This is a genomic window from Butyrivibrio sp. NC2007 (genome assembly GCF_000421405.1).
Lineage (GTDB): Bacteria > Bacillota > Clostridia > Lachnospirales > Lachnospiraceae > Butyrivibrio.
Genome location: NZ_ATWY01000003.1, coordinates 127,297 through 149,751 on the forward strand (window position 1 = coordinate 127,297; position 22,455 = coordinate 149,751).

Annotated in this window: 18 protein-coding genes; 6 read left to right on the forward strand and 12 right to left on the reverse strand. The window is 45.5% G+C overall.

Annotation, left to right across the window (positions count from 1 at the left end):
- Nucleotides 1-64 precede the first annotated feature (64 nt).
- The gene (locus G632_RS0103460) at nucleotides 65-1,486 is read left to right on the forward strand and encodes an amidophosphoribosyltransferase (protein WP_022767640.1); all 1,422 of its coding nucleotides are present in this window, start codon (nucleotides 65-67) and stop codon (nucleotides 1,484-1,486) included.
- Between the two features lie 24 nt (nucleotides 1,487-1,510).
- Nucleotides 1,511-2,767, forward strand: a complete 1,257-nt coding sequence (locus G632_RS0103465; protein WP_022767641.1) for a DNA polymerase Y family protein — start codon at nucleotides 1,511-1,513, stop codon at nucleotides 2,765-2,767.
- A gap of 36 nt (nucleotides 2,768-2,803) precedes the next feature.
- Here the strand turns inward: G632_RS0103465 and G632_RS0103470 are convergent, their stop codons facing one another.
- The 10 genes from G632_RS0103470 to G632_RS0103515 form a co-directional block, all read right to left on the reverse strand.
- Nucleotides 2,804-3,895: a radical SAM protein gene (locus G632_RS0103470; protein ID WP_022767642.1), complete on the reverse strand. Its 1,092-nt coding sequence runs from the start codon at nucleotides 3,893-3,895 to the stop codon at nucleotides 2,804-2,806.
- Between the two features lie 82 nt (nucleotides 3,896-3,977).
- Nucleotides 3,978-5,390, reverse strand: coding sequence for a hypothetical protein (locus G632_RS0103475; RefSeq protein WP_022767643.1), 1,413 nt, complete (start codon nucleotides 5,388-5,390; stop codon nucleotides 3,978-3,980).
- Nucleotides 5,391-5,408: 18 nt separating this feature from the next.
- Nucleotides 5,409-6,971, reverse strand: a complete 1,563-nt coding sequence (locus G632_RS0103480) for an ABC-F family ATP-binding cassette domain-containing protein (protein ID WP_022767644.1) — start codon at nucleotides 6,969-6,971, stop codon at nucleotides 5,409-5,411.
- Nucleotides 6,968-8,038 carry a hypothetical protein gene (locus G632_RS0103485; RefSeq protein WP_022767645.1) on the reverse strand — a complete coding sequence of 357 codons (1,071 nt, stop codon included), beginning with the start codon at nucleotides 8,036-8,038 and terminating at the stop codon, nucleotides 6,968-6,970. The genes G632_RS0103480 and G632_RS0103485 overlap by 4 nt, the downstream gene beginning before the upstream one ends.
- Nucleotides 8,035-9,375, reverse strand: coding sequence for a B12-binding domain-containing radical SAM protein (locus tag G632_RS0103490; protein ID WP_022767646.1), 1,341 nt, complete (start codon nucleotides 9,373-9,375; stop codon nucleotides 8,035-8,037). Before G632_RS0103490 ends, G632_RS0103485 begins: the two co-directional genes overlap by 4 nt.
- On the reverse strand, nucleotides 9,329-10,732 hold the full coding sequence (locus tag G632_RS18720; protein WP_022767647.1) for a B12-binding domain-containing radical SAM protein: 1,404 nt from the start codon (nucleotides 10,730-10,732) through the stop codon (nucleotides 9,329-9,331). Before G632_RS18720 ends, G632_RS0103490 begins: the two co-directional genes overlap by 47 nt.
- Entirely contained in the window at nucleotides 10,729-12,066 is a 1,338-nt protein-coding gene (locus tag G632_RS0103500) for a B12-binding domain-containing radical SAM protein (RefSeq protein WP_022767648.1), read from the reverse strand. The genes G632_RS18720 and G632_RS0103500 overlap by 4 nt, the downstream gene beginning before the upstream one ends.
- A 10-nt stretch (nucleotides 12,067-12,076) precedes the next feature.
- Nucleotides 12,077-13,369: a B12-binding domain-containing radical SAM protein gene (locus G632_RS0103505; protein WP_022767649.1), complete on the reverse strand. Its 1,293-nt coding sequence runs from the start codon at nucleotides 13,367-13,369 to the stop codon at nucleotides 12,077-12,079.
- Nucleotides 13,370-13,390: 21 nt separating this feature from the next.
- Nucleotides 13,391-14,725, reverse strand: a complete 1,335-nt coding sequence (locus tag G632_RS0103510) for a B12-binding domain-containing radical SAM protein (RefSeq protein WP_022767650.1) — start codon at nucleotides 14,723-14,725, stop codon at nucleotides 13,391-13,393.
- An 11-nt stretch (nucleotides 14,726-14,736) separates the two neighbouring features.
- Nucleotides 14,737-15,891 carry an aromatic amino acid transport family protein gene (locus G632_RS0103515; protein ID WP_022767651.1) on the reverse strand — a complete coding sequence of 385 codons (1,155 nt, stop codon included), beginning with the start codon at nucleotides 15,889-15,891 and terminating at the stop codon, nucleotides 14,737-14,739.
- A 79-nt stretch (nucleotides 15,892-15,970) separates the two neighbouring features.
- On the opposite strand from G632_RS0103515, the gene G632_RS0103520 reads away from it, so the two are divergent.
- From G632_RS0103520 to G632_RS0103535, 4 genes are read left to right on the forward strand one after another with little or no spacing between them, the layout of a single operon-like run.
- Nucleotides 15,971-17,860, forward strand: a complete 1,890-nt coding sequence (locus tag G632_RS0103520) for an acyltransferase family protein (protein WP_022767652.1) — start codon at nucleotides 15,971-15,973, stop codon at nucleotides 17,858-17,860.
- 14 nt (nucleotides 17,861-17,874) lie between these two features.
- Nucleotides 17,875-18,468, forward strand: coding sequence for a hypothetical protein (locus G632_RS0103525; RefSeq protein ID WP_022767653.1), 594 nt, complete (start codon nucleotides 17,875-17,877; stop codon nucleotides 18,466-18,468).
- 40 nt (nucleotides 18,469-18,508) lie between these two features.
- The gene (locus G632_RS18725; RefSeq protein WP_022767654.1) at nucleotides 18,509-19,933 is read left to right on the forward strand and encodes an Mbeg1-like protein; all 1,425 of its coding nucleotides are present in this window, start codon (nucleotides 18,509-18,511) and stop codon (nucleotides 19,931-19,933) included.
- A gap of 18 nt (nucleotides 19,934-19,951) precedes the next feature.
- The gene (locus tag G632_RS0103535; protein ID WP_155828833.1) at nucleotides 19,952-20,383 is read left to right on the forward strand and encodes a hypothetical protein; all 432 of its coding nucleotides are present in this window, start codon (nucleotides 19,952-19,954) and stop codon (nucleotides 20,381-20,383) included.
- A gap of 55 nt (nucleotides 20,384-20,438) precedes the next feature.
- Here the strand turns inward: G632_RS0103535 and G632_RS0103540 are convergent, their stop codons facing one another.
- Together G632_RS0103540 and G632_RS21660 are read right to left on the reverse strand one after the other, a co-directional pair.
- A complete protein-coding gene (locus G632_RS0103540; protein WP_022767656.1) occupies nucleotides 20,439-21,425 on the reverse strand; it encodes a DUF3048 domain-containing protein in 987 nt (328 codons plus the stop codon).
- Nucleotides 21,426-21,487: 62 nt separating this feature from the next.
- On the reverse strand, nucleotides 21,488-22,447 hold the full coding sequence (locus G632_RS21660) for a CPBP family intramembrane glutamic endopeptidase (RefSeq protein ID WP_022767657.1): 960 nt from the start codon (nucleotides 22,445-22,447) through the stop codon (nucleotides 21,488-21,490).
- Nucleotides 22,448-22,455 lie beyond the last annotated feature (8 nt).

Genomic DNA, 22,455 nt, shown 5'->3' on the forward strand with positions numbered 1-22,455 from the left:
AGTTGTGCTATTATTGTTAGCGTATCTGTCAACCATTTATTCGCATTACATCCGGAGGTTTCCAATGGGAGGATTTTTTGGTGTAGCGTCTCGTGAAAGTGCAGTATTTGATCTCTTTTATGGTACTGACTATCACTCACACCTTGGCACACGTCGTGCCGGACTCGCTGTTTATGATAAAAAGAAAGGGTTCGACCGCTCTATTCACAACATAGAAAGGTCTTACTTCAGACCTAAGTTTGAAGATGACATGCTCAAGATGGAAGGCAATCTCGGAATCGGCTGTATCTCCGATTTTGAGCCCCAGCCACTTATTGTAAGGTCACATCATGGCACCTATGCTATTACCACTGTAGGTAAGATCAACAATATCGATGAAATAACCAACAAGCTCTTTGCCGACAACAGATCTCACTTCCTTGAGATGAGCGGTGGAGATATCAATCCCACAGAGCTTGTAGCTTCTATTATCAATCAGAAAGTAACTATCGTTGAGGGAATACGTTACGCCCAGGAGATAATCAAGGGCTCAATGTCCCTTCTTCTTATGACTCCTGAAGGCATCTATGCAGCCCGTGACCGTTTCGGAAGAACTCCTGTTGAGATCGGTCACAAAGATGAGGGCTACTGCGTCTGCTTTGAAAGCTTTTCCTATCTCAATCTTGGATATGATCCCTATAAAGAACTCGGCCCCGGCGAAATAGCCTATATCACACCGGAGAGCGTTGAAATTGTGGCTCCTGCCTTTGACGAAATGCGCATCTGCACATTCCTGTGGATCTACTACGGATTCCCTGCATCTACCTACGAGGGACTCAGCGTAGAGAGGATCAGATATGGCTGCGGAGGCAAGCTTGCTCAGCGTGATATGCAAAGAGGCCTTCACCCTGACCTTGTAGCCGGCGTTCCGGATTCAGGTGTTGCACATGCCATCGGCTATTCCAACACCTCAGGAATCCCTTATTCAAGACCTTTTGTAAAGTACACACCAACCTGGCCAAGATCCTTCATGCCCACAGTTCAGTCAAGACGTGATCTTATCGCCAAGATGAAGCTCCTTCCCGTCAATCAGCTCATCAACAACAAGAGCCTTCTTCTTATTGACGACTCAATCGTAAGAGGCACACAGCTGAGGGAAACCACAGAATTTTTATACAGAAGCGGCGCAAGAGAGGTTCACATAAGACCCGCATGTCCTCCGCTTATCTACGGATGCAAGTACCTTAACTTCTCACGTTCCAACTCCGAAATGGAGCTTATTACAAGACGTGTCATCGAGAAGCTCGAGGGCTATCCAAGTCCTAATGAAGAAACCGTAAGAAAATACACTGACCCCGATTCACCACAGTATGAAGCAATGCTCGAGGAGATCAGAAAAGAGCTCAACTTCACATCTCTTCACTACCACCGTCTCGATGACATGGTGGAGGCTATTCCGATCGAGCCCTGCAAGCTTTGCACCTACTGTTGGAGCGGCAAAGAATAACGTTTGATATCAAAGGATAGAGACATGAAACATATCATTTTTCATGTGGATGTTAACTCTGCCTTCCTTTCCTGGACAGCAGTTAAGAGGTTAAAAGAGAATCCGGATTCCATAGACCTTAGAACCATCCCTTCCGTTATCGGAGGGGATGTTAAGACCAGGCACGGCATTGTTACCGCCAAATCTATCCCCGCCAAAAAATACGGGATTCAGACTGCTGAGCCCATTGCCAGCGCTCTCCAGAAATGTCCCAAACTCGTGGTTGTTCCATCGGATTTTAAGACCTACCATGAGTATTCAAGCGCCTTTATCAGTATCCTTAGGACCTACTCCGAAGTTCTTGAGCAGGTCTCTATTGATGAGGCTTATCTTGATGTCACTTCTTTAAAAGACATCTATACTTCCCCTGATTTTCCACTAAATGTTGCACAGATGATCCGCGCCGAGATCAGGGATAATCTCGGCTTTACTGTAAACGTAGGCATTTCCAGCAATAAACTCCTTGCGAAAATGGCCAGCGATTTTACAAAGCCCGACAAAACTCACACACTATTCCCCTCGGAAATCAAAGAAAAAATGTGGCCACTTGATATCGGAGACCTGTACGGCTGCGGCAAAAAGACCGCAGAAAAGCTCCGCTCTGTGGGTATAAGGACCATAGGAGATGCTGCGTCATATTCTAAGGAGCTCTTAACGTCGCTCCTGGGTGAGAAGGCAGGCGAATACATATATCAGAGTGCAAACGGCATTGGCTCAGAAACCGTACATCCTGAGAGGGATGATCCCAAGAGCTACTCCAACGAGACCACCACTAAGAATGATATAACCACAGCCAATTTCGACACTGATATGCCTCCGATCGTAAGGCATCTTTCGGATAAAGTATCCGCAAGGCTTAAAAGAGATAACGTCTATGGCGGAACTATAAGTGTTCAGGTTAAGACCAGCGAATTTAAGCGCTTTTCAAGACAGCTCCGTCTTGCTGAGTCCACCAACGATGCGGATACCATATACGAAAACGCTCTTATGCTGCTGGGTGAGCTCCTTACCGGCGACAACGGCATTTTTGAAGAAGGAGTTGGCATACGCCTTGTTGGCGTTGGTGTGGACCACCTTGATAACGGAACTTTCAGGCAGGGCAATCTCTTTGACTGGATGACCACCGGGCAAAAAGAGCTTCAGGCAGAAAAAGAAAAGAAAGAAAAAGACGACAAGCTTGAAAAAATGGAAAGATCCATCCGCGATAAATTCGGGGATGGAATGATACATAAAGGCTTTTGACAAAAAAAGACCTCCATGACGGCGGTCTTTAGCATTTTATACTGCTGCAAGTTCCTGAACCTGTGCGCGTTTCTCGTAAAGAACGCATCCGCCCTTGTGGTCGTCAAGAAGAACGCCTTCGGACTGAAGTTCAAGGAAAAGCTTGGATCTCATAGCTTCCCTGAGGGAAGTCTCTTTTACATTGATATCGGAATAAGGTGAGAATGGGCAAGGCTCTGCGCCTCCCTGTGAGTTAATGTGGAAGAAGCCTCTTCCTGCAGCGATGCATCCGCCTGAACTCTTCTCATCTCCCGGGAATGATACGAATACCATCTCAGGATGCTCTCTTCTGAGTCTCATGATCTCTGCCTTTAAGTACTCTCTGTCCTCATCGCCTGGTGCAAGGTGCTCAGAATCCTCATCTACAGGAACAAATTCAACGAAAATAACCGCCTTGCAGCCTTTCTCAGACATCATACTGATGAAACTCTCGGAGGAAACCTCTTTTAAATTGTCAGTTGTCACTGTTACAGATGCTCCGAAGATAAGGCCTCTTCTCTTAAGCTCATCCATGTTTGAAACAAGCTTCTCGTATACGCCCTCTCCTCTTCTTCTGTCAGTAGCTTCCTGCTCGCCTTCTATACTCATGATGGGGATCAGATTACGGTTCTTATCAAATTCGTCGAAGTACTTCTCTGTCATGAAAGTTCCGTTTGTAAAGATAGGGAACAGGATTGACTGCTTCTTGCCTGCAGCCTCTATTACTCCGCGCCTTAAAAGTGGCTCTCCTCCTGCAAGAAGAATAAAGCTTACTCCAAGGTCATCAGCTTCGTCGAATATCTTGCTCCAATCCTCATCCGAGAGCTGCTTAACAGGCTCGTTGTCATTGGTAGCATCATTACATCTCGAATAACAGCCTGCACAGTGAAGGTTACAGCTGCTGGTAATGCTTGCAATAAGGAATGGCGGAACATGTTCTCCTGCATCTTCCATCTTGGCTCTCTTTTTGGAAGCTGCGCTGCTGGCAATGGCGAATTTAGCCATATATGCGCTCTCTTTGGGGTTTCTGAGAGTAGCTCTTACGGCGTCAGCGACAACACGCTCAACTCCCCTGGTCATATACTCCTGAATATCAAAGTCTTTACTCATAACGTGATCCTCTTAATTTGTTATCGATACAAATGATTATATCACGTTTTATATTTTTTGCAATTATATTGCGCGCTATTTTTTAATCATTTCTGATAGAAGGGTCCAGCCCTATTTCTTTTGCACGATCTGAGAGGATCTTCTTGATCTCTTTTTCTGTATATGTCTTAAATCCGGCTTCTTCCAAAGTGTTCTTAAACACATTGTCGTTCTCGTAATACTTTTTGCTGCCGGTATAAGTGTAATGATAATAGATGTGCTCTGTATCATTTTTATCCTCAGAGAGGAAATAGACCATGAGCTGAGTGTCCTTCCACTCCTCCATATCGATCTCTACATCATCCCCGAAATCAAAATCATTGACCGTCAAGAAATAATGCATCTTGTAGAAGAAATGATATCTGGCATCAGCATCAAGGAAACCATAGTCATATATCGCAAGATTCGCTCCGCCTTTGCCAAATTCACCTACAAAGCCCTGTTCGCTGATGTTTCCCTCACGCCTTTCAGCCTCAACATATGTTATATATCTTATATATAACTTGCCTCCAACTTCTTTGATCACAAAGCTTAGTTTGGCAGGAAGCATATCAGGATCACTGCGGGCAAAAACCTGGAGCTCATATTCACCGTCACTTCCGCAGTCAATATATTTGTAATCATAAATAGGATAATCAGCCTCAGCATCATAGTCTTCGAATTCGCAATCCATTATTGCCTCTGCTTCTCCATTGAGATACGCAGTGTATAGGCCTGTTGTATCTCTTTCATCCCGGTAATATTTCTTTTCATAAGAAACCAGCAGACTTTCAGCTGTCACATCCTTAAACCATGAAAATCTCTCTTTTTCATTACCGAAATACCAGGACTGCTCGCCGTCCTTGATCTCTTCTAAGGTTATCGTATTGTCCTCGATAGACATTCTGTAGAAGGTATTCATACCCCAGTAGGCATCGGCAGATTCACGTACGGTTGCATAAACCATGTATTTTGCATCTTCATCTTCTATGATGTATACGCTGTCAACATCACTAAGGCACGGCTCTACATCCAGCGCTCTGAAGGCATCCATTTTCCATTCACTGAGCGCCTTGTCATCTGTAGTCTCATAGATCGAAGTCTGATAGAGCTTGGTCTCATCGCCCCAGAAGGTCTTGATCACCTCCAGATATCCGTCCCTGTCCAGGTCATCTATGGCATAGCCATAATCTATAAAGGGTGAAAAGACCTCCATATCCTCCTCAGTAAGCTCCCAAAGATCAGAATTATCACCGATAACTTCAAGCTGCTCCTCATAAGGATATGCCAGCTCATACGTATCCTCGGGTTCTTCCGGCTCAGGCTCAGCTTCAGGTTCACTCTGCAAAGCCTCCTGTGTAACCTCAGCCGCCGGGGCAGTATCTGCCTCGATAGCTTCGTTGTTGGAATTAAATCCACCACAGCCCGTTGTCAAAAGAGCTGTAGCCAGTATTATCAGTAATTGTCTTCTCTTCATGCGCAACACCCTATTTTCTTAAATCAGCTTTGTTGTCCACTTCGTGCAGTCAAGTACGTCTGTAGCAAGGTCCTGATAGAAGTCAGGCTCATGGCAGACCATAATGACTGTGCCCTTGTACTCCTTGAGAGCTCTGTGAAGCTCCTCCTTTGCATCGACATCCAGATGGTTTGTGGGCTCATCCAGCACCAGAATGTTGGACTCTCTGTTCATTAGCTTGCAGAGCCTTACCTTTGCCTGCTCACCTCCGGAGAGGACCTTACATTTACTCTCGATGTGCTTGGTTGTAAGTCCGCATTTAGCAAGGGCTGACCTTACCTCGTACTGTGAAAAACCGGGGAATTCATTCCAGATCTCCTCAAGGCAGGTGGTCTCGATATCCGGTGGCATCTCCTGCTCAAAATACCCTATCTCAACGTTTTCACCCCTCTGAACCTTACCGGAGATCGGAGGTATTATGCCGAGAATACTCTTTAAAAGAGTGGTCTTTCCGATTCCGTTTGCTCCTGTAAGAACAGTGAAGGTATTTCTCTCAATGGCCAGATTAAGCGGCTTTGAAAGGGGTTCACCATAGCCTATCACAAGATCTTTTACCTCAAAGAGGAACTTACCGGGGGTTCTGGCTGTCTTGAAATAAAACTCAGGCTTGGGCTTTTCCTGGATCTTCTCGATGAGGTCCATGTTATCTAGCTTCTTCTGCCTTGCCATGGCCATATTTCTTGTGGCAACCCTGGCCTTGTTTCTGGCAACGAAGTCCTTAAGCTCTGCAATCTCCTGCTGCTGTCTGTTGTAAGCAGCTTCTCTCTGCGCCTTCTGGGCCTCATATACTTCCATAAACTTGTCGTAATCGCCTACATAGCGCTCCAGGGCGTGTGTATAGCCGTCCATGTGATAAATGATGTTTACAACGCTGTTGAGGAATGGAATGTCATGAGAGATCAGGATAAACGCATTCTCGTACTCCTGAAGGTATCTGGTAAGCCATACGATGTGCTCAGCATCCAAATAGTTTGTAGGCTCGTCCAAAAGCAATATATCGGGTTTTTGTAAAAGAAGCTTCGCAAGCAGTATCTTTGTTCTCTGTCCGCCGGAAAGCTCGGTAACATCCCTGTCAAGGCCCAGCTCCAAGAATCCGAGGGCCCTTGAAACCTCCTCAATCTTTGAATCTATCAGGTAGAAATCGTGATTGGTAAGAAGGTCCTGAATGGTTCCAAGCTCCTCCATATAGTCCTCAAGCTCTTTTTCATCTGCCTCACCCATGGCATCGCAGATTTCGTTCATCCTGCGCTCCATTTCAAAGAGCTCGTCATAGGCTGAAGCGAGCACATCCTTAATGGTCATGCCCTGTTTTAAGACTGCATGCTGATCAAGGTAGCCCACCTTCACGTTCTTGACCCATTCAATTTTACCTGCGTCAGGCATAAGCTGACCGGTTATGATGTTCATAAAAGTCGACTTTCCCTCGCCGTTGGCGCCCACAAGGCCGATGTGCTCGCCCTTTAGGAGTCTGAAGGAAACGTCATCGAAGATAGCTCTGTCACCAAAACCGTGGGTCAGATGCTCAACATTTAAAATACTCATAGTAATGCACACTCCACTTCTATATTTGTGTAATCAAAGTTTACTCTCTTAGCACCTCTGAAATTCTCCATGACCACTTCACAGAGCTGAGTATCGAACTTCAGCGATCTCACTTCGTCCAGCACCTCTCTCTTTTCGTTGTGATCATTTGTGCCCAGAACAAACATGTCGTAGGCCCCGGATATCTCACTTCTTATGTGATGTAGAAATGCTCTGTAATAATCGCACTTGTATTCCTCAGCTAAAAAGAATGAGAGAAAGGCAAACTTTATCTGTGTTCCTTCCGGAGGTATCCTCACATAGCCAAGCCTTGAAATAAGCGGGTTAAAAGCTCGCAAAAGGGCCACTTTCCCGGAATACTCTTCTACTACGTACTGCTTGGTATCAGATCTGTCCCAAAGGGCGCCAAGAGCTTTTATATTACCATCCCTGTGAAGAATATAAAAGTCTTTAGCCTCAGGAACATTCTCACCACCCAGGCTGTCAATGACAGGGAAAAGACTCTTTGCCCCTCCCCAGGTCTTAAGAAATGCCAGAATATCGGCGCTGTCAGCCTCCGTTGCCCTTCTGAATTTAAGATCCGCGCATGTATTCCTTACAAGCGCTGTGGGGCTTATTATATATGTCCTGTAGCCGTCCATGTCCACTGCGTATGGAAGCTTTGGCCTTTCTTTTTTGAGCATCTTAAGGACATCCGTATTCTCTTTTACCACGGAACAGAAATATACGGAGGAATCCAGCGGATCGTACATCTTCTCAAAGGCCTCTATCCAGTTGATACGGCTCTTTAAATCATGGAGACGCTTCATGTTTGTCACATAACATGTGTTATGTTCATCTCCCGCAACATGCGAATTTCTAGGAATTCCGGCGATTGTACCCACGATTTCTCCATCGCGTTTAAATATCCCCACAACACTTTTGTCGCTCTCCTTCATAAAGGAGTCATAGGGATTCGGACGCCTTGTATAAAGGAGTCTTATCTCGCCCCGGGCAATATCGCTCTCCATGATCTTTAAGATTCCGGCTCCGTCTTCACTTGTGGCAAAGGAAAAGACATTGCTCATTTCTTGGCCTCCTCCAGATTTTCGCCCACGGGAATGCCAATCCTCTGATCAACCTCAAAGTGGAAGAGGATGTTTATGTACCAGTAAGCAAAGTTGATAAGAAGCTTTTTGGTGCGCCTAAAGCAGGTAACGCCTCTTTGTACTATTGATCTGAACTCAAAGAATCTGGTCTTATACTTCCTGCAAAGAGCCCTGAGCTCCTCGGCAGTTACGTTTTTGGGGACAAAAGAGATTGTTCCGAAGGTGTACCCTTCCTGAAGCCACCATTTGTCGCAGATTAGTCTTCCTTCCTCCTGGAAAGCCTTGTAGGTAGGCGTATTGGGGAAGGTAAGAAGGTGATTAAAGGCTATTACAAAGAACTGATGCTTCATGGCAAACTTCAAGGTCTGGATAAAGCTCTCCTCCGTGTCCTCGTCAAAGCCAAATACGAAGGAAGCATAAATACTGATGCCAACCTCGTGGATCTTCTCGATGAGCTCATCCCTCTCGCCCAGCCTTGCTGTCCACTCCTTGTTCATCTGTTTAAGATTTCCGCTGTTGATGGACTCAAACCCTATCAGCACCATTTCACAGCCGCTGTCCTTCATAAGGCGCAGGGTTTCGTCGTCTTTTGCAATATCAAGCGTTATCTGTGTGGTCCAGGTTACATGCAGCTTTTTGATCTCTGTAAATAGCTCTCTGGCGAATTCTTTGTTGGAAAAAATGCTGTCATCCACGAGAAAATAGAGCTTGTGTTTGCAGGATTTCATCTCTGCAATGATATCTGCAACATCCCTGTGGATGTATTTGGAATCGTAGTATTTTGCAATGGAGCAGAACTCGCAGTTGTGGAAACAACCTCGCCCTGTCTCAACCAGTGAAACAGGCAGATATTTCTTTTGCTGCTTCCTATAGATGCTCCTGTCTGCCATCTTGTAGTCTATGCAGGGTTTTCCCACATACTGTTTCTGCAGATTTCCGCTCTTTAAGTCCTCAAGGAGCCTGTTTATATTCTCTCCGCAGTTATTGATCATTATTGCGTCGCAGTGCTGCGCAGCTTCATCGGGCACAAGGGTTACGTGATAACCGCCCATGACCACCTTTTTGCCGCGCTTTCTAAACTGCTCGGATATGTAATAAGCCCTCTTTGCTGTGTAGGTTTCAACGGTGATCAGCACAACATCCGTGTCGGTGTCGTAGTTTATGCTCTCAATCCTGTCGTCATAAAACTCTCTTTCGCAGTCTGCAGGAAGGAGAGAGCTGAGTACAGCTATTGTAAGGGGCTCCATGAGCCAGGATTTTAAGTATTTTTCATTGGTTTTCTTGCCGATTGCCGGCAGGATCAAGGTTACCTTCAAGCTTTCTCTCCTCTTCGTCCTTTTCAAGGCATCCAAAGGTCATGCCCTGTTTCTCAAATACCTCTTTTCTGAATACCGGATTGTAGATTATGTAAGTAAAGAACCTGACGGGGCTTCGCAGGTTTGTTCTCGGTTCAAAGAGCCTGTACAGGACGGACCCAAGGCTGTTGAAATCCCTTCTGCAGTTAAATCCTGCCTCTGTGAGCTCATCCGGAGTCATGTTCTTTGGAATAAATGCCGTGTAATTGAACTTGTACTGAGGATGCAGCCACCATTTGCCGTCGTATAAAAGCCTTCCCTGACTCTTAAGCTCATCATAGAGCGGAGTTCCTGGATATGGCATCAGGATGTTATAGGCAGCGAAGGTGAACTTATTGCGCCTTGCAAACTCGTATGTTGCCCTGATGGACTCCAGAGTATCGGTATCATGGCCTATGGTAAACGCTGCCCAGGTCTGCAATCCGTAATGTCTTAGCTTTTCTATGGCTTCCTTGTAGTTATCCGCCACAAACTTACGATTTACGCCTTTTCTCATGTTCTCAATGCTCTCGGGCTTTATGGACTCAAATCCTATTACAAGCCCCAGACATCCGCTCTTTACCATGAGACTCATGAGTTCCTCATCATCGAGCATATCTATGCTTCCCTGGCTGACCCACCGGATCTTCAGTGGAATAAGGGCCCTGAACAGCTCTTTTGCCCTGGCCTTATTGGCCACGATGTTGTCATCCACGAAAAAGAGGAGCTTCCTCTTCTGTGACTTTATCTCTGCCACCACTTCGTCAATGTCCCTGGTGTAATGATGTTGTTCGAAATATACACTGCTGGCGCAGTATTTGCAGTTAAAGCCGCATCCTCGCGAGAATTGCAAAAGAGATATTGGCATGTACTTCTTGCCCTCATAAATGCTGCGTCTGGTCAGGATTCCCTTTTGTGGCACCTTTGGCGCTGTGCAGATGTACCTCTCTTTTAGTTCTCCGCGTCGCAGGTCCTTAATCATGTTGCCCCACTGGCTCTCAGCGTCTCCGATCATGATGGAATCCGCATGTTCCTCGGCCTCTTCCGGCAGGAGCTTTATGTGGATGCCTCCCATGATGACCTTGACGCCCCTTTTTCTGTACTCATCGGCAATTTCATAGGATCTGCGCGCCGTGAAGGTCTCGACGGTTATGGCCACCAGATCGGTCTTTTCCTCATAGGGAATTGGCTCAAGCCTGTCGTCGTACATGACTACTTCTATATCTTCCGGAGTAAGAGCTGCCAGAATACCCAGCTGGAGCGGTTCCATGCTGGCATTATCCACATACAGGCTGTGCTCTCTTCTTCCGATATTTGGTTTTATCAGAGTTATCTTCATAAACTTTCGCCTTGTTTTCTGTGTATTTCGCTGCGGGATATGAGGTTGATGGCCAGGAACACAGACATGTTCAGAAGCGTCCTATGGTTTACCCTCTCTCCCATCATTCTCTTAAATATATTTCGATAGGTGTTAAAGCTAAATCTTGCATTTCTGCAACCATCTTTAAGTTCATCGGGGCTCATGGCCTTGGGGAAATACATGGCATCGCCGTATCTGTAACCGGGATCAAGCCACCATTTTTCAAATCTAAGGCGCCCTTCGCCTTTCATTCTCTCAAACAAAGGTGTTCCGGGCAGTATCATGAGCGGATTGAAATTAGCTATAGCAAGGTTGTTTTTCACAGCAAATTCATAGGTATCCCTGATGGAATCTGCCGTGTCATAGTCATAGCCCAGCACAAACATTCCGTAGATCATTATGTTGTGCTTATAGATATTTTTTATGGCCTCCTCCAAGTGCGCGATGTTCCCTGACTTTTCGCCACCTCTCAAGATGCCTAGATTGGCACTCTTTTTCATAATCTCAAGATTGTTCTCATTAAGGGATTCAAAGCCGATCAGCACCATAAAGCAGCCCGACTCGTACATCTCTTTTAGAAGCTCATCCCTGAAGGCGATCTCTAAACTTATCTGACAGGCCCACTTCTTCTTAAGAGGCTTTATGGCCCTGAACAGCTCTATAGCGCTCTCCTCGTTTAAAAAGAGATTGTCATCAATGAAAAACAACAGCTTTTCTTTGCACTCGCTGATCTCTTTTACCACGTTTTCAATGTCTTTTTGCCTGACTCCACCGGGGTAGAGGCTCTTTATTGAACAGAAATCACAATTAAACTTACAGCCCCTTGATGCCTGGACCATGGCCAGTGGCAGGTACTTTTTGCTCTCATAACAGGAAGAGTTGGGATTAACATAGGACATGACACACTTATTCTCCGCCTGATAGACGCGCTTTGCAGGCTTTAAGCCGTTTTCCTCCACGTCCTTTATAAACTCTCCCCAGGTCTCCTCAGCATCGCCCTTTAGGACTACGTCCGCATGCAAAAGAGCTTCTTCCTCAAGCGCAGTCGGATGAAAGCCGCCCATGACTATAAGGTTATCCTCTCTCTTGTACTTATCTGCAAGTTCATAGGCGTGTCTTGCTGCAAAGGTCTCAACTGAAAAGGCGATAATATCGGCATCCAGAGTATCCGGAACGTTCTCTATTCGCTCATCGTAGAAAACAAGCTCGTGCTCTTTGGGCGTCAGCCTCTCAATCACAGCAAAAACCAGGGGCTTTAGAGCATCCTTCCCCTTGCTGTACATCATATTTACTTTGATGAATGCAATCTTCATCCCTTTTTATTTACCCTTCCATGCCAAGGAACTTAAATCCCAGATTAGCGCCAAAAGCAATGATTCTGGCGGATATTCCCTTTGATGTCACCCTTTTTATTCTCTTGAAGATATTCTTGTATGAATAGGTTTCTTTCCAAACATACCTGTATATTTGCTCGAGCCTCTCGGGGGTCATGTTTTCCGGCTTAAATACAGCTTTATGCTGGGTGTAGTCCGCCCAGTCGGTGGTGATAATACGTCCCGAAGCCTCTAGCTCTTTATACAGTCCAGTTCCGGGTACAGGAGTCAGGATAGAGAACCTTGCAAGGTTAACTCCCAGATAATCCACCTGCCTTGGAAGATCCATAAGATCTTCTTCAGTATCTCCGTCCATTCCAAGTACAAAACAGCCGTTTACCATGATGCCGTGTTTCTGCAGGTTCTGTACCGCTTCTTTGTATCTCTCGGGCTTATTAAAGCCTTTTCTGACTTTATTAAGCGTCTGCTGGTTTACGGACTCAAGTCCCACCAGAAGTCCGTTACAGCCGCTCCTCTCGGCAAGAGTAAGCAGCTCTTCATCAAACCCAACATCTATGGTGGCGCTTCCGACCCACCTTATCTTAAGCCCCATCAGCTCTTTCATCAGCTTAATGGAATAATCCCTGTTTCCGAAGAAATTCGGGTCAAAGAACACGATTATCTTACTCTTTAAGCTCTTTATCTCACTTATCACATCCTCTATGGGCCTTGCTGTCGCTTCGCCCCACATCTGACTGATGACGCAGTAACTGCATCTGTTGGGGCATCCGGGATTTGCTACCACAGGAGGGTACTTGAGGTATTTCTTATGGGAGATCTTGGACCTGTCGGGAGATGGGATGTCTTTTCCCATAACACAGCTCCCCTCGTAGGTATCAAGGGGATTTCCAGTCAAAAGGTCATCAAGAAATTTTGGCACAGTATACTCTCCGGGACCGATAAAAACAGTGTCCGCGTGCTGAAGGACTTCTTGCCGGCAGTAGGTCACATGATACCCGCCAATGCAGACATACGCTCCCATTTCCCTGAATTTATCCGCAATCTCATAAGCTCTTACCACAGTTGGCGTTGTTGCCGTTATCATGACAATGTCGTAGGAATTATCAAACCTTACCCTGCCGGATATCTCGTCAACGGTATCAATAACCCAGTCGTGATGCACTTTTTCAATTATTGCTGCCAGAGCACCGAGTGTTAAGGGCGGATAGGTAAACAGGCTTGAAAACCTGCTCCTGTAGCTCATGTCGGTACTGTGCCAGGGTAAAACCAGTAATACTTTCATCCAGAATCCTTTTTTATGCGCTCAGGTTACGTCCGGAATGTCCGAGTTGTCGATCATGACTGCCTCGTCATAATCCCCGAACTTCTTTGCGTACTTGCGATATCCGATATTTGCGATCATATAAATGAAGAGCCAGCGATGCACTCTTTTAAAATCAAAGCGCTTAAATATGGCTTTCCAGGAATAGCACGTCTTCCAAGCCCGCTCGATTCCCTCAAGAAGCTCTGCCTTGGTCATCTGCGCCGGCTTGTAGACTACGTGCTCAACATCATACAGGGCCCAGTTTCGCTCAGTTATCCTTCCCTGAGCTTCCAGTTCGTTGTAAAAACTTGTGCCCGGAAATGGCGTGATAATCGAAAATCTGGGCAGGTCAATCTTGGCATCCAGACACAGCTGCGCCGTTCTGTCAAAGACGTCTTTTCCGTCCTCATCACTTCCGAAGGCAAAGCAGCCCATGACCAGGATGTTGTGCTCATGAAGCTTGTCCATAAGCCATTTATAGTCATCCACTCTGTTGACATTCTTGTTGATCTCGCTCTGAGTCTCCTGATTTACGGACTCAAAACCAAGGAGCAGTCCCTTACAGCCGCTCTTCTCAAAGATCTCAATCAGATCGTCACACCTTCCAATGGCCGTGGTCGTAAGGCCAAACCACCATTTTTTCAGTGGGATCATGGCCGTGAAAAGCTCTTTTGCATAATTCACGTCTGCAATCAGGTTAACATCGGGGAATATAACAAATTTCCCCTTAAAGGTCTTTATCTCGTCTATAACATCCTGCACCGGACGGGTTAAAACGTGCTGTCCAAAAGCCGCCGGATAGGCGCAGAATGAGCAGGAATGGTTGCATCCCCTGACGCATTCAACGGTATTTAAGGTGATGTATCTGTCTTTTTTCAAAAGATCTTTTCGAGGAATGGGGCGACCGGCTATGGAAGGACACCCTCCTTCATCCCGGTAGAACGGCTTAAGACAGCCCTTTGAAACGTCCTCTATGGCCTGCTTGAAGGTCCGATCTCCAAGACCCACCAAAACAGAATCCGCATGTTCCTTGGCTTCCTCAGGCATAAGCGTCGGATGAACGCCGCCCATGAGAACCGGAATACCGCGGCTTCTGAAGTAGTCCGCATATTTGTAGCTGCGCTCAGCAGTACCGGTGATGCTGGTGATAGCCACCACATCCGCTTGAAGATCAAGAGGGATCGGCTCTGCCGTCTCGTCATAAATGACCACATCATCATCCGGAAGGTACGCAGCAAGGAGCGCCAGGGTAATTGGCGCATAATGAAGGTTCTTGTGGAACATTCCGTTATATCTGTGCATTGCACCTGCAGGTGCCAGTAACGCTACTCTCATTCTTTCTCCCATCAGACAGAAATCAGTGACCCTACGGCCATTACGATGTACATTGCAAATACGATTACTACCGACGCTTTTGAAGCCTCTATGGGCGTCAGGATGGATGTCTTTTGCCCCCTGACGGATATCAGATAGGTGGGGATGACCATCAGGGATATGATCACTGCCACAGCGCCGCCTGCCAGCTTCATATATTCCATGAAGCCGTTTGATAAAAGAAATGTCAGTAGAAGCGCAGGGACAGTGGCCAGAATAAAGCTAAGTCCAAAGGTCCTTTTGGTCTGATTTGAAATAATTTCAGTAGTGGCAAATCCGATGGACCAGTAGGACGTGAACATGGCAAGGATTATGAACGCCGAGCCCAAAATGCGGATTATTCCACCAACTGCGTCAGCCCAGCCGACTATGGCCACCTTCGTCACCTCTTTTGATGTGATTATGGTGCAGAAGGTTATGACGGCTGACAAGACCAGATTCATGAAAAGCCCCAGGTATATGGACTTTCTGACCTTTATCGCATCATGCTCCAGGCACTCGATGACCTGGGGCACAGCAAATATCGCGGAAAAAGAGAACATGATCATGCTGTATGTAGCTGCAAGGCGCAAAAGACCTGCAGTATCAAACCCTATGGATTCAATGGCCATAGAAGGATTAATGTTCCTGAACGAGAAAAACAGCGCAATTAAGAGAATTACCGCCATTATGCTGACCGTTACGTTCTCTCCTATTGCAACGGCTCTAAGGCCAAGAAGGACAATAACCGCCGCCAGGACGAAAAACACGGTGCCAAGGAGCTTCTCTGATACTCCCGGCAAAAAATCGGCCATAATAGCGGAAGCTCCAGTTATATAGGCTGCAAGGTTTGTCTCAAGCACCACTATCATGATGATAAAGAAGGCTATCTTGAAGACATTATTAAACCTGCCTCTGAACAGATAGACATTGAAAGCGCCGAGAATATCAGATGTCTCACCCATTGTCAGCATGATCTGGGCGATCATCAGATGAAGCAGCGCGCTGATAATATATGCTGTTAAAAAAGCTATAACGCCGCCCGTTAAGCCTACCTTGGACACGAAATACGGAATAGCCATGACTCCGCTTCCGATCCCGTTTCCGGCAACTATGGCTGCGGCTGTAAATACAGTCTTTTTCTTCATTGACATAGTCTCCTTATTATATTTTATCATCCATTAGTAAATTATTGTTAAATCTGTGTCCGTGGTTTAAGATAAGTGTATGCAAAACTTACTATTGCTCATATTTCCAATACTTCTTTTTGTTATAACCTTTTATTGTGCGACACTTTCAAAAAAAGGTCTTATTTCCGACACTTTTCTTAGCCTTGATCAGAGCAAGAACATTCAGGCCTTTGCCTGTTTAGCGATAATCATCCACCACGTGACTCAGCAGATATCGGTTTACGGATTTCGTCCAAAGGGACCGATCACGCTCTTTAGCTATATCGGATACCTTTTTACCGCCCTGTTTTTCTTCTTTTCGGGGTACGGCCTGATGACCAGCCTAAACACCAAGCCGGATTATTTAAAGAGCTTTTTGAAAAAGAGACTTCCTGCGGTTCTGATTCCCTTTTGGACCATCAATATTCTCGCAGTCATTCTGGTTTCATTTCTCCCGGTGCCAAAACTCTCTGCAAGCGAGATAGCCTGTGCAATAGCAGGAGTCACTCTCATAAACGGCAATGGCTGGTACATAATTGAGATTGTATTTTTTTATATCATCTTTCATGTACTGTTTAGATTTGTAAAAAACCGAAAGCTTGCCACAGCTCTTTTGTGTATTGCTACTGTATGCATCATTGTTTATGGTTTCTTGCAGGGACACAATACCAAAGGCACTCAGCCTCGCTGGTTTGAGGGCGAGTGGTGGTACAATTCGACAATTACTTTCGCTTTTGGAGTCCTTTTTGCAGGCATGAAAGACAAATTCTCAGCTTTTTGTGTTAAACATTACAAGCTGATGCTTGCTCTTTTTGCTATACTGACAATAGTTTCAGTCAGAATAAGTGTATTTGCTCAGAAACATTTAGGTTACTACCATGAGGCTGTGCACCACGGAATGCGGGATGCATCCATAACGTTAGTTATCCAAAGTGTTTCTGCCATCATTTTTACTAGCTTTGTCCTGATCCTCAATATGAGGCTGTCAATAGGAAACAGAGCGCTTCTATTCATTCGCAATATGAGCCTTGAGCTGTTCCTCATCCACGGCCTTTTTGTGAATCAGATATTTGGCTCACGTGAAATGAGCGATTTTGTCCGCTATACGGTTGTGTTTATATGCAGCATGCTTTGTTCTGCACTCATTGCCCCTGTCGTGAAATTTTTGGTGAAAAAGATTACCGCTCTTCTTAATACCAAGAGAGTTAAAAATGACACCCTCGAGCAAGCAATAATTGAAAAGCAAAGAGCGAAACGGATCAGGATTTTTGGCTTAATAGCGGGCATTCTAATCATCGCGACCGTTATTTATTTCTTCGTTGGCAAATCCGTCATACTAAAAGGCGAACACTCAAAAGAGCAGGCACAGCTTAAGAGTTCACAGGTCGGAGATATCGTCGAATGGGGACACTTCGACATAAATCCTTCTATCCCGGGAAAAGAGCACATTACCTGGATAGTCCTTGAAAAAGACGATCAAAGCGCTCTTCTGATATCAGAAATGGGTCTTGCCGGAAGCTACTACCACCAGCATCACACGGCAATTTCCTGGGAGGACAGTGACCTGAGGGGGCTCATAAACTCTGATAAGTCCATTAAATCCTTTAGCAAATACGAGCGTCCGGACATGCTTTCCATAGACGGCGACCTTGTATCACTTCTGACCGCCTCGGAAGCTGAAAAGCTCTTTTCCTCGGATGTATCAAGAGAACTTCTCATCACGCCTATGGCTAAAGCCCAGGGAACAAATATCAACGACCTGAGTAAGCACCACGAGTGGGATATGACAAATGTAAAGACCTCCTGGTGGTGGCTTAGGGGCGATAATGGCGTAGCTGCACTGACGGCGCCCATAGTTACCGTTGACGGAGTCATCTCTATAGATGAAAAGTACGTAAACAAGCCGGCCGGGGCCATAAGACCGGTCATAAGAGTCAAGATAGATTAATGCGGAGGGTGAGTATGGATCAAAACAACACCGAAATGAAAATAAAAACGCAGGACGTAGAAGCGTATCTTTGCAGCAAGTACCCGGGTCAGCGCTTTGAAGTTACGGGCTGTACTCCCATGGCCGGCACAGCCAGGGATTATGACGAGTGGTTCTACAACGCACTGGATGCCGATGGAAATGCTACAAATGAATCCTCCTTCGTCGCAAAAGGTACGCCTGATGGCGAAAATTATGAGCTCACAGACGATTTTTACGGAGAACTGATCAGTGACGAAATCGCAAGAAACATTAAAAGAGCCACATCAGAAGCGGGCTTTGCTGCCATAGATGTAAAGGTCTCCTTCTGGGAGCAATTCGGCTCGGATGAGGTAAAAGACATGTCGGCCCTTGATGTTCTGACCGGCAAAATTAACGCAGGAAACGATATCAAGGTCTTTTTGGACGGCTCAGAGCTTAAACCCTCTTCCTACGACAATGTGCTTCCGGCACTGGAAAAGGTCTTTTCCCAAAAGAGATTCACAGGAGACTACTATGTTGTGATATTAAAGGATAAAGATGCCGATCCAGCCAGAGAGAGGCTATATTCCGACAGTTTTACACTGTAAACAGCACTTTGCAGCTCTAACCAATGGGGGATGGCTTTAAATGAACAGTAATCTTACGATTGAAGAAATTGTTTTGATAAATAACCTGCTGTACGCGGAAAATCTCGGTGGTCCAAAGGGAACTTTTCTCTCTCCAGGCCAGGAGATGAAAACCATAGGTGACTACGTAAAGGGAACGCTGAAAAACTCTGACCTTATCGAGGATGACAAGGAGTACAGCACCGGAATCACCGGCTCCGAGTACAAAGAGATCCTTGCGGCTGTAAATAAGAATCAGCACCTTAAGGATATGATCATTATGCAGGTCCACATTGAGAGCTCGGATGCTGGCGGCGGAAGAAGCGCTCTGCTCTACGATCCTGCCTATAACGAGGCCATCGTTGGCTTTAAGGGAACTGAGGGAGATGCAGAGTGGATAGACAATCTCTCAGGTCTGTGCAGAGTTCCCACAGCCTATCAGCAAAGCGCTCTGGACTGGTACAGATCCCTCGACCTTTCAGGCTACGATATCATTACCGTTACCGGCCATTCAAAGGGTGGAAACAAGTCCAAATTCATAACGCTCATGGATGAAAGCGTTGACAACTGCTTCGCCATGGACGGACAGGGCTTCAACGACGAATTCATCAAAAAATATGCCTCAAATATCAGGGAGTATCAGGATAAGATCCTTAACATCAACGCAGAGAGCGATTTTGTTAATATCCTCCTCAATGACGTGGGAAAAAGGACCTATTACCTTGGTACAAACTTCGGAAGACTTGGTTTTGTCGAGAATCACTGCTCAAACGCTCTTCTTTTCTTTGATGATCAGGGCGATCCTTCAGTTTGGAAGGCGCAAAAGCAGGATAAGAGAATGTCTGATCTTGACCATATGCTCAACAGCTTTGTGAGATCCTACCCTTCGGGCAAGAAGGAGATGCTCTACAACGCCCTTGCAAACATCATTGTCTGCGCCAAAAACAATGACTCCGAGGGCATCATCAGCTCTTTTACCGGAGAAAAATACAGCGATAATACCGCTGACCTTTTGGCCTTCATTCTCAGATACAAGGAAGAAAAGCCGGAGATAATGGCATCTCTACAGGAAATCCTGAGCCAGAACGGCTTTGATACCGCGATGCTGGGCGTAATTGACTTTGTTACCAATCACGAGCTCCTCATGGAGTTTGTAGGCGCAAGCCCAAATTCCATAATAGGCCTTCTTAGGCTTAATAATGCGCCAAAAGAGCTTGTTTCTTTCCTTCAAAACCACCGTGAGCTCTTTGATTTCCTGATTCTTACAGCCAGCAAAATGCGCTCTATTGACCCCACAAAATACAGGGGCGATGACATGACTCCGGATACGGCCGGCGGCTGGTTTAGCAGCTTTGCAAGGCGTACAGACCGGGGAAAAAAGGTTCTTATTGCGGCTTTAATTTTTTTGCTTATTTTGTTTTTCTTATTCTTATTTGTGGTACATTAATTGTGCTATAATTTTTTTATGAAACTATTTTTTAAAGCAGATAAGTACATAACAAGGGTGGAAAGCCCAAGAGTAAACAGCGCCAGAACACGTAAATCACAGGTTCTTTTATACATCGATAAGTATTTTGACATGTACAACCACGAATACCTTGGAAGTGTCTATACGGCCTGCAAGGAATATATTGAGGAGATGATGGACGAGGAGGAGAGTTCATCTTCAAACATAAGTCCCGAGGTTCAGGCCTGCACCACCATCATCAAGGGCCTTCAGGATTTTATCGGGCAGGGCAAACACGAAGAGCTGCGCTACATGAAGCTTCTGGCCGCCAAGGAGGCCTTCAAATTCTACTGTGCCATGATATCCAAGGTGACGGAATTTGAGATCATTGACAGAAAACAGGCCAAGAGAAGGATTACCAAATTTTATAACGAATGTGGTCTTGAGTGACTAAAAAGGGAAGGCTTTCGCCTTCCCTTTAATTATACCTTTATGTATATTCCGATCAGTTGAGCACGACACTGCCCCATGTATCTGCAGGTACTAGTCCGATATAGGTCTTTCCTCTGTTGATGGAGATTTCCTGTCCTGCTGAGTTGTAGTAGTGTGTCATTCCTGTCTCGCTTCCTTTGGACCAAGTGATAGGAATAGCCTTTCCGTTTGTGATGTAGTATCCGCTTCCTGATCCGATCACGTTGTAGGTAAGATATCCGTTCTTATCCAGCTGGTTAAAAGAAACGTTCTGCAGAATTACATTTTTGAAGGTCATTACCTGACCGTCTTCCGCATCTGTATGAATTGATCCGTACTCGTAGTAGTCGTAGGTTCTTGTTCCTGCATTAAAGGCAAGTCTGCTCTTATTGTGAGGGAACACGTTTCCGAGCTCTACGTTGTTTGCAACAAGCTCGCTTGCAAGATCGGTATCAGCTCCGTTAAATACGAAGTGAGTTCCTCTCTCAAGCCCAAGAGTATAAGTGGTTGGTATTCCTGCCTTGGCAAATCTGCCCAGCATCTCCTGTCCGAATACGTACTCAGTGAACTCTGTTGGCTTACCATTCTTTATTCTTGAAAATCCGCCGCTAATATGAGCTGCGTATGGCTGAGCCAGATACGTGTTGATATAAAATGGACCGCCGTCATGGATAAGAACAGCATTGTACTCATCAGCAATCATAACATTTGTTGTTCTTGTACTGCGGATGCTACCTGTTCTCTGAAGGTTTGTCCAGTCCTTATACAGGCACATGAGCCTGGTAATTCTTCCGTTTGCTGTGCTGTTCATCATCTCATAGACAACATCAGCCTCAGCTGTACCATAATGCTGAAGGGCTTTCTTTTCATTGTCTACCATGATGGCTACAGGTCTCTGTCCGGCAATTCCGTCGGAAACTTCAAGTCCCGTAAGCTCGTTAGTTGCAGCATAAACCGTTGTAGGCAGCATAAATGTGAGCACTGCACATAATGCCAAAGCAAAAACTGTTTTTAAACGCATTAAATGGGCCTCCTTTAAAATTCGGGGTGAGTAATATCTATTATATCATACAATTGCACTCTTTATACAGTTAACTGCACGGTTTCTTCCTGCTTTTTCCATACATTGAGGCTCCTTGCACCTCTCTTTTCCCCGATAACAATGACCACGGCCGTAGCTATAATGGTCACAACCAGCAAAAATGCTGAACCCTCAACACCAAAGGTCGGGTCATAGAAGAAAGTGATCTGTCCAACGGAGGCCTCAAGCTTCGCAATGGAAAAAGAGCTGACAATTCCGCTGTTGGGAAGTCCAAAAATAATATTCTGAGTATAATTCCAACCTGCGTGCGCCATCATAGGGAGCCAGATGCTGTCAAAGTAATATACGAAGCATGAATAAAATACTGCAATTACAACGAGGTGAATGATTGGAATCACCGATACTCCGGGGTTAAGAAGATGCAGCGCCATGAAAAGAAGTGCATTGCCGATTATAGCCACCCAGGGAGACTTATAGCCTCTTCTTAGCCTCTGGTACAGGAAATTTCTGCACATAAGCTCCTCTGAAGATGACTGGATAAATACAACAATAAACATGGCTATCAGTCTGATGATCGGGAATCCGCTGTATGAAAGATGTATGTCGCTGTGAAGTGCTGCAAATAAAATACCCAGCGCATTCTCGCCAAAGCCGACCAAAAAGCCAATAAGAAGCATTTTAAGGGTGTTTCCCTTTGCCTCGGGCGTAAGAGCTCTAAGAATAGGCCTGTTCAGCTTTGTTACAGCACAGTACAAGGCAAATATCAGCCACTGGAATATTGTTGATGCATACATGATAAACAAAGACCAGAAACCGTCGTCATTAACTGTTGGATATAAACGTATAATAAGATATTCAAAAGGCGCCGCAAGAACCGACGCAACAATCATCAAAAAGATAAACAACAGAAAAATAACGAAAATGCTGTCATGCCAGGTAAAACCTTCGTTATGAATTCTCTTAAAGAATGACTTTTTCTCTACTACATTTTCTTCGCTCATAGATTACC